Origin of the sequence: Pseudophaeobacter flagellatus, from assembly GCF_021228235.1 — a bacterium.
Taxonomy (GTDB): Bacteria; Pseudomonadota; Alphaproteobacteria; order Rhodobacterales; family Rhodobacteraceae; genus Pseudophaeobacter; species Pseudophaeobacter flagellatus.
On the sequence record NZ_JAJQRG010000001.1, the window covers coordinates 664922 to 677577 of the forward strand.

Here is a 12656-nt window from a genome sequence, read left to right on the forward strand (position 1 = left end):
TAACCCCCTCATCTGCCGGAGCGCAACATGCCCCTTAATCTTGAAACGCTGGAAACTGTTCCAGACGCTACCTATAAACGTGTCATGCTGAAAATTTCGGGGGAGGCCTTGATGGGGGATCAGGGCTTTGGCCTGCATCCGCCCACCGTTCAGCGCATCGCCCGTGAAGTGAAGACCGTGCATGACATGGGCGTAGAAATATCCATGGTGATTGGCGGCGGCAATATCTTTCGCGGCCTGTCTGGTGCCGCCCAAGGGATGGAACGTACAACTGCCGATTACATGGGGATGCTGGCAACCGTGATGAACGCCCTCGCCATGCAAAGCGCGCTAGAGGATCTGGGCGTTTTCTGCCGGGTGATTTCGGCGATCCCGATGGATCAGGTCTGTGAACCCTATATTCGCCGCCGCGCTGTGCGCCACCTAGAAAAAAAGCGGGTCTGCATCTTTGCGGCGGGCACCGGCAACCCCTATTTCACCACCGATACCGCTGCCACGTTGCGGGCTAATGAAATGGGCTGCGAAGCAATTTTCAAGGGCACCAAGGTTGATGGTGTCTATGACAAGGATCCAGAAAAATACGCCGATGCCGTCCGCTATGACAGCGTGAGCTTTGACGATGTTCTGGCAAAACGGCTCGGCGTTATGGATGCTTCTGCCATCGCGCTGGCGCGCGACAATAACCTGCCCATCATCGTGTTCTCGCTGGATGAACCCGGCGGTTTCCGGGGGATTCTGGCCGGTAAGGGCACCTATACCAAGGTCGAAGGCTAACCCGATATTGTCGGGCTCTATCATTTGGCTGTTACACTTAGCGCCTATGATGCGGATAGCCCTCTTGCATTGGCACCAAGCGCGAGGGGCGTGGGTTGGGAGAATTGATCTATCCTGATACAGGCCCAGGCCCAGGTCTGTGGTGACCCGGTGAATTTCTGCGCGTGACGGCCTGGCTGTCACGCGCAATTTCGTTTGGGGTGGCTGGTCTGGCACCGCGCCGCAAATGAATGCTGTGCGGGGCTGGCGCAGCACAAAACCCTGACATGGTCGCTCTATACATCGGCGGACCAATGGCTTATGAGCGGAACAAAGACGGCCTCAAGTCAGGGGAGACAATAGAATGTCTGACGATTTTGAACTGGATACCGACGATCTGAAACGCCGCATGGATGGCGCAATGGCAAATCTGCGAACAGAATTTGCCTCTTTGCGCACCGGACGTGCCTCTGGCTCTATGCTGGAGCCTATCATGGTCGAGGCTTATGGATCGATGACACCGATCAACCAGGTTGGCACCGTGAATGTGCCCGAACCACGCATGGTGACGATCAATGTCTGGGATAAAGGCCTGGTTGGGCCGGTGGAAAAAGCGATCCGCAATTCCGGCCTTGGCATTAATCCACAGCTAAACGGCACCATCATCATGCTGCCGATCCCAGAGCTGAACGAGGAGCGCCGCCGCGAGCTGGGCAAGGTCGCCGGCCAATATGCCGAACATGCGCGGGTTTCTGTCCGCAATGTGCGGCGCGATGGCATGGATCAGATCAAAAAGGCCAAGGCCGACGGCATGTCTGAAGATGACCAGAAATTCTGGGAAACAGAGGTGCAAGAGTTGACCGATGCGATGATCAAGGCTGTAGATGAGGCGCTTGAGAACAAGCAGGCCGAAATTATGCAGGTCTGATCCGCTTTATGCCCAGAGTTTCAAAAAACCGTGTGTCTAGCGCCGGGTCCGAACAGGGCACATCTGACGGGCAAACCCTGGCCGGCCCCCGGCATGTCGCCATCATTATGGACGGCAATGGCCGTTGGGCCCAGGCGCGGGGGAGACCGCGTCTCTTTGGCCACCATGCCGGTGCTCGACGCGTTGGTGAGGTGGTGGAGTGCTGCCCTGACCTGGGTATCAAATACCTGACGATCTTTGCCTTTTCGACTGAGAATTGGAAACGCACCCAGGTCGAAATCTCTGGATTGATGAGCCTTTTCCGCCGCTATATCTCGAAAGAGATGAAGGCGCTTGCTGCGCGTAATGTGCGGGTGCGCTTTATTGGCGACCGGGTGCGGCTGGATGCCAAGCTGGTGCAGCTTATGGATGATCTGGAGCATGAAACAGCGCAGAATGAGGGCACTCATCTGACCATCGCCCTCAATTACGGGGGGCGCGACGAGGTAGCCCGCGCCACCAAACGCCTGGCCGCAGATGTCGCCTCTGGGCGGCTGTTGCCAAAAGACGTCGACGAAGAAACACTGCCCCGTTATCTTGACACCCATGTGCTGCCGGATCCCGATCTGGTGATCCGCACCAGTGGCGAAGCGCGAATTTCCAATTTTCTGCTCTGGCAGTCGGCCTATTCCGAGTACGAATTCATCGATACGCTCTGGCCGGATTTCACGTCGGAAGAACTGGCGCGCCTGTGTCAGAGGTTTGGCAATAGGGATCGCCGCTTTGGGGCGGTCAAAACATGATCTCGGCGCAATCGGGGCGCTGGGGGGATTTGCTCCCACGGTTGATTTCCGCACTGGTCATGGTGGCTGTTGCGCTTGTGGCGATTTGGGTCGGCGGCCTGGTCTTTGGCCTGGTGATTGCGCTGTGTTGTGGCGGCATGGTCTGGGAGTTGAGCCAGATGTTAGCACCGCGGCGCTTTGGTGCCGCTGTGCTGCTGGGCGTCGTGACGGCAGTGACGGTTTTCTTTGCCGGGTTTTTGCCGATGGTTCTTGGGCTTGCCGTGCTGGTGCTGCCCGTGGCCCTGGGCTGGGCCATGATGCTGCCTGCCGCCAAGCTGCGCTTTGCGCTGTTTGCGATCTGGATCGTGCTGGCGGGCTTTAGCTTTATCTGGTTACGCACCGGGCTGGGGGCCGGCTGGTTGATCTGGCTGGCGGTGGTTGTGGTTGCAACCGATGTGGCCGGGTATTTCGCGGGCAAAACTTTTGGCGGCCCCAAATTCTGGCCGCGTATCAGCCCGAAAAAGACCTGGTCAGGGACCAGTGCGGGCTGGGGCGCTGCCGCTTTGGTTGGGGCCGGTGCGGCGCCATTCTTTGGCTTGGGGTTCGGTCTTGTTATCGCGGCTGTGGCGGTGTCCATGGCAAGCCAGGCCGGAGATATTGCGGAAAGCGCGCTGAAGCGGCAGACCGGGGTCAAGGATTCAAGCGGCCTTATTCCGGGCCATGGCGGCTTGCTAGATCGCTTTGACGGTATGCTTGGCGCTGCGGCAATGTTCCTATTTCTCTTTATCTTTCTAGGATAACCTGAAAGGGGAAAGACCATGCGGAAAATCTCTATTTTTGGGGCGACGGGGTCTATCGGGCAAAGCACGATAGATCTGATTGTGCGTGCCCCTGATGCCTATGACGTTGTCGCTCTCAGCGGTGGGCGCAATATTGCCCGGCTGGCGGCAGATGCGATTACACTGCGTGCCGATGTGGCGGTTACTGCCTTTGAAGATCAATTGCCTGCGCTGCGTCAGGCTCTTGCGGGCAGTGGAGTGCAGGCCGCCGCGGGCCCCGATGCGCTGATTGAGGCCGCTGCCCGCCCGGCCGACTGGGTGATGTCGGCCATTGTCGGTGTCGCCGGGCTGGCGCCGGGGCTGAAAGCACTGGAGCAGGGCGCGACACTGGCGCTTGCCAATAAGGAATCGCTGGTCTGTGCCGGGCAATTGCTGATGCAAACGGCCCAGCAGCATGGCGGGCGCCTCTTGCCGGTGGATAGTGAACATTCCGCAGTGTTTCAGGGCCTTGTCGGGGAAGATATTTCAGCGGTCGAACGCATTGTCATCACGGCCTCGGGGGGGGCGTTTCGCGACTGGCCAATTGCTGACCTGCCGGGCGCAAGTCTGGCGCAGGCCTCGTCGCATCCCAACTGGGACATGGGGCAAAGGATCACCATCGACAGTGCCTCTATGTTCAATAAGGCGCTGGAAGTTATTGAAACACGAGAATATTTTGATGTTTCACCTGAGCAGATCGAAGTACTGATACACCCGGAATCCCTGATGCATGCCATGGTCGGCTTTAAGGACGGGGCGCTGATGGCGCATCTTGGCGCGCCTGATATGCGCCATGCCATCGGCTATGCGCTACACTGGCCCGAGCGACGTGATCTGCCGGTGGCGCGGTTGGATCTGGCCGCTATCGGCCAGCTAACCTTTCGTGCTCCCGATGTGCAGCGCTATCCCGCGTTACAGCAGGCGCAGCAGGTGATGCAGCGCCGCGGGTTGATGGGCGCCGTTTTCAACGGTGCCAAGGAACGCGCGCTCGATCACTTCATAGCCGGCCGCATTCGGTTCACCGATATGGCCGAGGTCACCGCCCGGGTTCTTGATGAGATTGAGACGCAAAGTGGCCTTATTGATTCCGCAATGACCCTTGATAACGTCACCCAGATTGACCACATGGCGCGTAGGGCCGCAGATGCGGCTGCCGCTCACAGCATAGGCTAAAGTTTTGGACCTCCTCTCATTTATCCCGCAGCTTGGCGGTTTTTTCTATACGATCATCACCTTTGTTATCGCGCTTTCGGTGATTGTTGCGGTGCATGAATATGGCCACTACATTGTCGGGCGCTGGTCAGGCATCCACGCCGAGGTGTTTTCCTTGGGTTTTGGCCCCGTGTTATGGAGCGGCCGCGACAAGCGCGGCACCAAATGGCAGATCGCAGCCTTGCCTTTTGGCGGCTATGTAAAGTTTCTGGGCGATGCCGATGCGGCCTCTGGCAAGGATAGCGAAGCGATTGATGCAGTGGCGGCCGATCCGGTTGCGCTGCGGCGCACAATGCATGGCGCTCCGCTTTGGGCCCGTGCTGCCACGGTTGTTGCTGGACCGGTTTTCAACTTTGTCATGTCGATTGTCATCTTCACGGCATTGGCGCTGGCCGTCGGGACCGTGCGTGATCCGTTGACGGTTGAATCCCTGGTGCCGGTTCCGGGCGTTGAAAACACCCTGCGCCCGGGGGATGAGCTGCTGGCGGTCGCTGGTGTGCCGATTCCGGATCGCGACGACGCGGCGGGTTGGAAGGCGTTTACCGACCAACTTCCGGTGCGCCCCGAGCTTGATTACCTGGTGCGGCGTGATGGGGCCGAACAGGTGGTCACCGACACCTATTTCTCGCCAGCCTACGTTTCCAGCGTGATGCCCGGCAGCGCGGCTGCCGATGCGGGTATCCAGAATGGCGATTTCATTACCGCCTTGAACGGAGAGCCGGTTTTTGCCTTTCGCCAATTGGTCAAAATGGTGGCCGAAACCGAGGGCCAGCCGCTGGATCTGGTGCTGATGCGCGCAGGCCAGCCGGTCGAGGTGACGCTGTCTCCGCGCCATGTGGACATGCCGCAGGCCGATGGTGGTTTCACCAGCCGCTGGTTGATTGGCATCACTGGTGGCAGCCTTATCGACTATGCCACCGAACGCACCGGGTTCGGCGCGGCCCTTGCGGCCGGGACAGGCCAGGTCTGGGCGGTTGTGAGCTCCTCTGTGTCGGGGCTAAGCCATATGATCACCGGGGCAATCAGCACCTGTAACCTGTCGGGACCGATTGGCATTGCCAAGGCCTCTGGCGATACCGCCAGTCAGGGGGCGGTCAGCTTTATCCGCTTTATCGCGGTGCTGTCCACAGCGGTGGGCCTGCTGAATCTGTTTCCGATTCCAGCGCTGGATGGCGGGCATCTGGTGTTTTACGCCTATGAGGCCGTGGTGGGGCGTCCGCCCAACGATCGGGCGGTGCAGATCTTGATGAGTATCGGCATCGCGATGATCTTGTCCTTGATGGTCTTTGCCCTGGGCAACGATATTTTCTGCTAGTCCTGCACAGAGTCCCAGGGGCGGGCTGCCGTGGCGTTGCAGCCTGACCCCTGGCGGGCATTTGCCTGTGTTTCGTGCCTGTGTTTCGCCCTTTGTGCGGCAAGCGCGGCCACCAATCATCGCCTTTCAGCGCTGCGCCCAACTCATGCCACATTCTTTCGGTAAGTTTTTGTTAGTCTGTACTAACGCGGATCTTCGCTGGGCGCTGCACGCCAGCTGAACGCCGCATATCTACTGGGGAAAAGGTTATGGATCGCTACATGCTGAAACAGGCAGAGAGTGAAAACGGGCTGGCAATATTGTTGCGACTGGGCTCTGATCGGGTGCTGTCGTCCAGCTTCATTTTTCTATCATTGTGTCTTGGGAGTTGGCTTGTGTCACATTAATGGAAACACAAGCTTTGGTTTTTCTCCAAAAGGCACGTGGCTGAGGGCTTCGTGCCTTTTTGTTGGTTTTGACAACCGCTCTCAAACCCGGTACGCAGTTCTGTAAGAGGCTATTAATATTTGGGTGCATACAGATGGTTTGGGGCAAGAACGTGGGCATATCCTGCGGTGGGCGTGCAACGCGTACCAATATTTTGTATCGGGGCGTATCAGTTATCGCCCTGACTGTGACCTTCGGACTTGGGCTTGCACCCAAGTTTGCAGAAGCACAAAATTACCGGTTCAACGCGGTGCAGGTTGAAGGCAATCAACGCATTCAAAGCTCTACAATTGTCGCCTATACAGGCATTGAACGGGGCAAAACTGTTTCTGCCGGGCGATTGAATGATGCTTATCAAAACATCATCGACAGCGGTGTCTTTGAGAGCGTCGAGCTGGTGCCGCAGGGCAATACCCTGGTCATCAAGGTGACAGAATACCCGACCATCAACAAAATCAACTTTGAAGGCAATCGCCGGATCAAAGATGAAAATCTGGCGGAAATCATCGAATCAGCCGGGCGGCGCGTGTTCAATCCGGCACAGGTTGAAGCTGATGCAGCAGCGATTGCAGCCGCTTATGGGGCGCAGGGACGCTTGGCCTCTCAGGTGACACCACGCATCATTCGCCGGAGCGACAACCGGGTCGATCTGGTTTTTGAAATCTCCGAAGGTGATACAACCGAGGTGGAGCGCGTTTCTTTCCTGGGCAACCAGGTCTATTCGGATCGCAGGCTGCGCCGGGTTTTGGAAACCAAACAGGCGGGTTTTCTGCGCGCCTTTATCACCAAAGACACCTTGATCGAAGACCGTATTGAGTTCGACAAACAAGTCCTGCGCGATTTCTACCTGTCGCGCGGCTATGTCGACTTTAAGGTCAATAGCGCCAATGCCGAAGTCACCCGCGAACGCGATGCTGTCTTCCTGGTTGTTGATGTCAGTGAAGGGCAGCAATTTAACTTTGGCAATATCACGGTTACAAGCGAGCTGTCCGAGGCAGATGCCGATGTGTTCCGCTCTGTGCTCAAGTCGCGTCCGGGGGTGGTCTATTCGCCCATGGTGGTTGAACGAGAGATCGAGCGGCTGGAGACATTGGCGCTGAAGCAGGGCATTGATTTCCTGCGTGTCGAGCCGCGCGTCACCCGAAATGACCGGAACCTGACCCTGGATGTCGACTATGTGCTGACCCGCGGGCCTCGGGTTTTTGTGGAACGTATCGACATCGAAGGCAATACCACCACGCTGGATCGGGTTATTCGCCAGCAGTTCCGCACTGTCGAGGGTGATCCGTTTAATCCGCGCGAAATTCGTCGCACCGCGGAACGCATCCGCGCGCTTGGCTTCTTTTCCAATTCGGATGTGGACGTGCGCGAAGGCAGCTCTGCCAGCACGGTGGTCGTTGATGTCGATGTCGAAGAACAGCCAACAGGATCGCTGAACCTTGGCGGGTCTTATTCGGTCAATGACGGCTTTGGTATTTCGGTTGGTTTGACCGAAAACAACTTCTTGGGGCGTGGTCAGCGTCTGTCCTTTGCCATCGCGACGGCGACAGAGTCTGATGAATATGTGCTGGGCTTTGTTGAACCGCGCCTGCTGGGGCGTGACCTGCGTTTTAGCCTTGATTTGGGTCTGTCAGAATCTGATTCCAGTTTCTCGGAATATGATACCAAGCGGGTTTTTCTGAATCCTGCCCTGACCTTCAAGACTAGCGAAAGTTCTACACTGCAACTGCGGTATAGCTGGAACAACTCCGAGATGATCGCGCGGGGCGCCGGAACCTACCCTGGCGGCACCTATCCGCTTGCTGCGCCCACCGTACAGAATGAAATTGCCCAGGGCGAACGCAGCAGCAGCATTGTTGGCTTGACCTATTCCTACGATACCCGGCTGATCGGGCTTGATCCGAATGCAGGGTTCTTGATCCAGGTCGGCGCTGATTATGCCGGTCTTGGTGGTGACAGTGAATATTTCAAAACCTCGACCAAGCTGGTCGCGCAGAAGCTGGTCTTCAATGAAGAGGTCACCCTGCGGGCAACCCTGGAAACCGGCGCGCTGCATTGGCTTGGCGATGACAGCAGTCGCTCGATCGACCGCTATGTTCTGTCTCCCTCCATCATGCGTGGGTTTGAACCTGGCGGGATTGGTCCGCGGGATCGCTCGGCGCGCGCCGGTGGTGGCAATTATGATGACTTCCTTGGTGGCAACCTGTTTGCGGTGGCCCGGTTTGATGCGGAATTCCCCCTTGGCCTGCCCGAAGAATATGGGCTGCGCGGCGGCGTGTTCTATGACGTCGGCAACCTCTGGGGTTTGAACGATGTTGATACTTCAGGCAGCACCAGCATCGTGGGGCGCAACGGGTCCTTCCGGCATGTGGTTGGGGTTTCCCTGCTCTGGACAACGGGTCTTGGCCCGCTGCGGTTCAACTTTACCAAGGCGCTGAGCAAAGAAGACTACGACCAAGAGCAGAGCTTTGACCTGACCTTGCAGGCGCGGTTCTAAACGGGTGATCGATCCAGTGGCGTTAAAATTGCCGTTTCAAATCAAACAAGCGCTGGCCATTGGGCTGGCGCTTTTTGTGCCTTTTGGCGGGGCGTCACCGGGTTTGGCCCAACAGACGCCACCGCCTGCCGGGTTTGAACTGGGCCGCCAGGTTCAGCTCGGAACTCCTCAAAGCGGGTTGTTAACAATCCAACCTGATCGGCTGTTTTCAGAGAGTCTCTTTGGCGAGAGGATTGCCCAGGAGATAGAGGCAGAAGGCGCTGTTCTGACTGCAGAAAATCGCAATATTGAGGCTGAATTGCGGGCCGAAGAACAGGATCTGACACAGCGCCGCAGCGGGATGGAGCCAGAGGCTTTTCGTCGGTTGGCCGATGCCTTTGATCGCAAGGTGCAGGAAACCCGCGTGACCCAAGATCGCAAGCTGCGCGAAATCAGCCAGCTAAATGAAACTGCGCAGCGCGAATTCTTTGCGGCCTCTTTGCCGATACTGGAACAGATCATGCGTGAAACCGGGGCGGGGGCGATTCTTGACCATTCGACCGTGTTCTTAAGCGCAGATGCCGTCGATATCACCGACCTGGCGATCAGCCGGATCGACAAGGTTCTGGGGGATGGCCAAGATCAAGACCGATCCCCAGACGGGCAATAGAGCGGCGAAAGCTTGCTCCAAAAGCGCCCAGTTGATAGGGACTTATCAAATCAATAATGACAGGAAAATGCCATGACCGCTGAATTGCAGAGCGCCGATATTCACCTGATCCAGCGGATCCTGCCGCATCGCTATCCGTTCTTGTTGGTCGACAAGGTGGTGGATATCGACGGCATCAAATCGGCGCGTGGGATCAAGAATGTGACCATGAATGAGCCGCATTTTCAGGGCCATTTCCCTGGCACGCCAATCATGCCAGGCGTTACTATCGTCGAGGCCATGGCGCAAACCTCCGGTGTTATGCTTGGGGTGGCGCTGGATATGGTTGACCGCGACCTGCTGATCTATTTCATGAACATCGACAAATGCAAATTCCGCCGCAAGGTCATTCCTGGCGATGTGCTGGAAATGAATGTAGAAATCCTGCGCGGCAAGGCGGGCGGCAAGGTCTTCAAATTCAAGGGCGTGGCCACTGTCGAGGGAGAAGTCGCCGCCGAAGCCGAGTTCACCGCCATGGTTGACGTGCAAAAGGATTGAGCCAGATGAGCCAGATTCATCCCAGCGCGGTGATCGAAGAGGGGGCCAAGCTTGGCGAAGGCTGCCAGATCGGCCCGTTCTGCCACATCGGCGCCGAGGTGGTTCTGGGCGATCGTGTCACCCTAAAATCGCATGTTGTCGTGACGGGCGACTGCGAGATCGGCGATGATACGGTGGTCTTTTCTTTTGCGGTGATTGGTGAAATCCCGCAAGATCTGAAATTCCAGGGCGAGAAAAGCCGCACGGTGATTGGCCAGCGCAACCGTATTCGTGAACATGTCACGGTGAATGCCGGCACCGAAGGTGGCGGCGGCGTGACCCGGATTGGTAATGACGGGCTGTTTATGGCCGGCTGTCATGTTGCCCATGATGCCATTGTTGGCGATCGGGTGATCGTGGTGAATTCTGCGGCGATTGCGGGCCACTGTGTGCTGGAAGACGATGTAATCATTGGTGGGCTGTCTGGTATTCACCAATGGGTGCGGATCGGCCGCGGTGCGATCATTGGTGCCGTGACCATGGTGACAAATGATGTCATTCCCTACGGGCTGGTTCAGGCTCCTCGCGGTGGTCTCGATGGACTCAACCTTGTGGGGTTGAAACGACGCGGGGTGACACGGGCCGACATCACGGCGCTGCGGGCGGCCTTTCAGATGCTGGCCCAGGGCGAAGGCACCTTTCAGGAACGCGCCCGCCGGCTGGGCGACGAAACCGAGAGCGCCTATGTGGAAGAAATCGTAGCCTTTATCACCGGAGAGACCGATCGCTCTTTCCTGACGCCAGGGGGCTGAACCTATGCTTGCACTGATTGCCGGAACCGGGCTGCTGCCACGTGAGGTGGCCGCACGTCTGACCAAGCGACCGCTGATATGTGCCATGGAAGGCTCTGAGCCGGACTGCCTGGATGCAGAGATATCTTTTCGTATCGAACATCTGGGCAGCTTTCTGGCGCGGTTGAAATCAGCTGGCGTGCAGGAGGTCTGCCTGGCCGGGGCTGTCAGCCGACCCGCAGTTGATCCTGCCGCGATTGATGCGGCGACCCTGCCGATGGTTCCGGTCATTCAGGCCGCCCTTGGGGCGGGCGATGACGGTGCTTTGCGCGCGGTTATGGGCTTGATTGAACAGGCCGGTTTCACCCTGCGCGCCGCGCATGAGGTGGCCCCTGATCTGTTGATGCAGGAAGGCGTGGCCACTCAGGTGCAACCGGGCGCGCTGGATACGGCAGATGCGCAGCGCGGTGCCGAAGTGGTTGCAGCGATGAGCGCCGCCGACATTGGCCAGTGCTGCGCCATTCGTGCCCGTCAGGCTGTTGCGGTGGAAAATGTCTTTGGCACCAACTGGATGCTGCAGAGCCTGCGCGACCGTCCCGATGGGCAGGGAGGGATCCTGTTCAAGGCGCCCAAGCCCGGCCAGGACCGCCGCGCCGATCTGCCGACCATCGGGCCACAGACAGTGGAACTGGCGGCGCAGGCCGGGCTGTCGGGCATTGTGCTAGAGGCTGGCGGGGTGATCGTGCTGGAGCAGGAAGCGGTGATTGCCGCCTGCGACCAGCTTGGTCTCTTCCTCTGGCTGCGCCCCGCGTGAGCCTCAAGGTCTTTGTCCTGGCTGGGGAACCCTCGGGCGATCGGCTGGGGGGGGCCTTGATGCAGGGGCTGAAAACCCTGCAGCCGCAGATTCAGTTCGACGGCATCGGTGGGACCCAGATGGCGGCGCAGGGGCTGCAGTCGCGCTTTGCAATGGAAGAGCTGTCGGTCATGGGCCTGGCCGAGGTTCTGCCCAAGTACCGCCACCTGAAGCGTCGCATTCGCGAGACTGCCGAGGCTATCCTTGCCTGGCGCCCTGATGTGCTGATCACTATCGACAGCCCTGATTTTTCCCTGCGCGTGGCCAGCCTGGTCAAGGCGGCCAGTGATATCCGTACGGTGCACTATGTGGCGCCCTCGGTCTGGGCTTGGCGGCCCAAGCGGGCGGTCAAGATGGCCAAGAGCATTGATCAGGTTCTCGCGTTGCTCCCTTTTGAACCGCCGCTGATGCAGGCGGCAGGCATGGATTGCGATTTTGTCGGCCATCCGGTTGTGGCGGAGCCACAGGCAAGCCGGGCCGAAATCGACGCGTTTCGCAGCTGTTTCAACCTGGGTGATTCTCCGCTGGTACTGGCCTTGCCGGGATCTCGGCGATCCGAGGTGACGCGGCTTGCGCCGATTTTTGGCGAATCTCTGCGGGCCTTTCAGCACCTTCACCCCAATCACCGGGTGGTAGTGCCCTGTGCTGGGCCCGTTGCTTCCCTTGTGCAGGAGGCAGCGGCGGATTGGCCTGCGGGCACCCTGTTCCTGGACCCTAACGCGCATGATTCCGCAGAGTTCGCCGGGCTGAAACGCGCAGCCTTTGCGGCCTCCGATCTGGCGCTAGCGGCCTCTGGCACGGTCTCGCTTGAACTTGCGGCCTCGGCGACGCCCATGGTCATTGCCTACCGTTTTCAGTGGCTTACATGGCAAATCATGAAGCGGATGGCTCTGGTTGATACGGTGACCCTGGTGAACCTGGTCAGCGAAACCCGCGTGGTACCAGAGTGTCTGGGGCCAGAGTGCCGCCCCGGCACCATTGCCCGTTGTCTGCGCGATCTGGCCGCGGCACCCGAATTGCAAAAGGCCGCCATGGCCGTGACCATGCAGCGTCTGGGGCAGGGCGGCGAGGCCCCCGGCCTGCGGGCGGCCCGCGCGGTTTTAAACCGGCTGTAGCCACACCGCTGTTGTTTTGGTT

General features: G+C 58.6%; 12 protein-coding genes. All 12 read left to right on the top strand.

The annotated features are described in order from the left end of the window. Positions 1 to 27: 27 nt before the first annotated feature. The 12 genes from pyrH to lpxB all read left to right on the top strand — a co-directional run bounded on the left by pyrH (position 28) and on the right by lpxB (position 12634). A complete protein-coding gene (gene pyrH / locus LRK71_RS03160; RefSeq protein ID WP_232401004.1) occupies positions 28 to 774 on the top strand; it encodes a UMP kinase in 747 nt (248 codons plus the stop codon). Between the two features lie 343 nt (positions 775 to 1117). Further along, a complete protein-coding gene (gene frr, locus LRK71_RS03165; protein ID WP_232401005.1) occupies positions 1118 to 1681 on the top strand; it encodes a ribosome recycling factor in 564 nt (187 codons plus the stop codon). An 8-nt stretch (positions 1682 to 1689) separates the two neighbouring features. After that, a complete protein-coding gene (uppS, locus tag LRK71_RS03170; RefSeq protein ID WP_269751603.1) occupies positions 1690 to 2463 on the top strand; it encodes an undecaprenyl pyrophosphate synthase in 774 nt (257 codons plus the stop codon). After that, the gene (locus LRK71_RS03175) at positions 2460 to 3242 is read left to right on the top strand and encodes a phosphatidate cytidylyltransferase (RefSeq protein WP_232401007.1); all 783 of its coding nucleotides are present in this window, start codon (positions 2460 to 2462) and stop codon (positions 3240 to 3242) included. Before uppS ends, LRK71_RS03175 begins: the two co-directional genes overlap by 4 nt. 18 nt (positions 3243 to 3260) lie before the next feature. After that, positions 3261 to 4433, top strand: a complete 1173-nt coding sequence (gene dxr, locus LRK71_RS03180) for a 1-deoxy-D-xylulose-5-phosphate reductoisomerase (RefSeq protein WP_232401009.1) — start codon at positions 3261 to 3263, stop codon at positions 4431 to 4433. A gap of 4 nt (positions 4434 to 4437) precedes the next feature. Further along, entirely contained in the window at positions 4438 to 5787 is a 1350-nt protein-coding gene (gene rseP / locus LRK71_RS03185; protein WP_232401011.1) for an RIP metalloprotease RseP, read from the top strand. 520 nt (positions 5788 to 6307) lie between these two features. Beyond that, positions 6308 to 8710, top strand: coding sequence for an outer membrane protein assembly factor BamA (bamA, locus tag LRK71_RS03190; protein WP_232401013.1), 2403 nt, complete (start codon positions 6308 to 6310; stop codon positions 8708 to 8710). A 58-nt stretch (positions 8711 to 8768) separates the two neighbouring features. Further along, positions 8769 to 9359, top strand: coding sequence for an OmpH/Skp family outer membrane protein (locus tag LRK71_RS03195; RefSeq protein ID WP_408635967.1), 591 nt, complete (start codon positions 8769 to 8771; stop codon positions 9357 to 9359). Between the two features lie 72 nt (positions 9360 to 9431). After that, on the top strand, positions 9432 to 9896 hold the full coding sequence (fabZ, locus tag LRK71_RS03200; protein WP_232401015.1) for a 3-hydroxyacyl-ACP dehydratase FabZ: 465 nt from the start codon (positions 9432 to 9434) through the stop codon (positions 9894 to 9896). A gap of 5 nt (positions 9897 to 9901) precedes the next feature. Beyond that, complete coding sequence (gene lpxA, locus LRK71_RS03205) at positions 9902 to 10687, top strand: acyl-ACP--UDP-N-acetylglucosamine O-acyltransferase (protein ID WP_232401016.1); 786 nt, start codon at positions 9902 to 9904, stop codon at positions 10685 to 10687. Between the two features lie 4 nt (positions 10688 to 10691). Beyond that, a complete protein-coding gene (locus LRK71_RS03210) occupies positions 10692 to 11480 on the top strand; it encodes an LpxI family protein (protein WP_232401017.1) in 789 nt (262 codons plus the stop codon). Next, a complete protein-coding gene (lpxB, locus tag LRK71_RS03215; protein WP_232401018.1) occupies positions 11477 to 12634 on the top strand; it encodes a lipid-A-disaccharide synthase in 1158 nt (385 codons plus the stop codon). Before LRK71_RS03210 ends, lpxB begins: the two co-directional genes overlap by 4 nt. Positions 12635 to 12656: the final 22 nt, after the last annotated feature.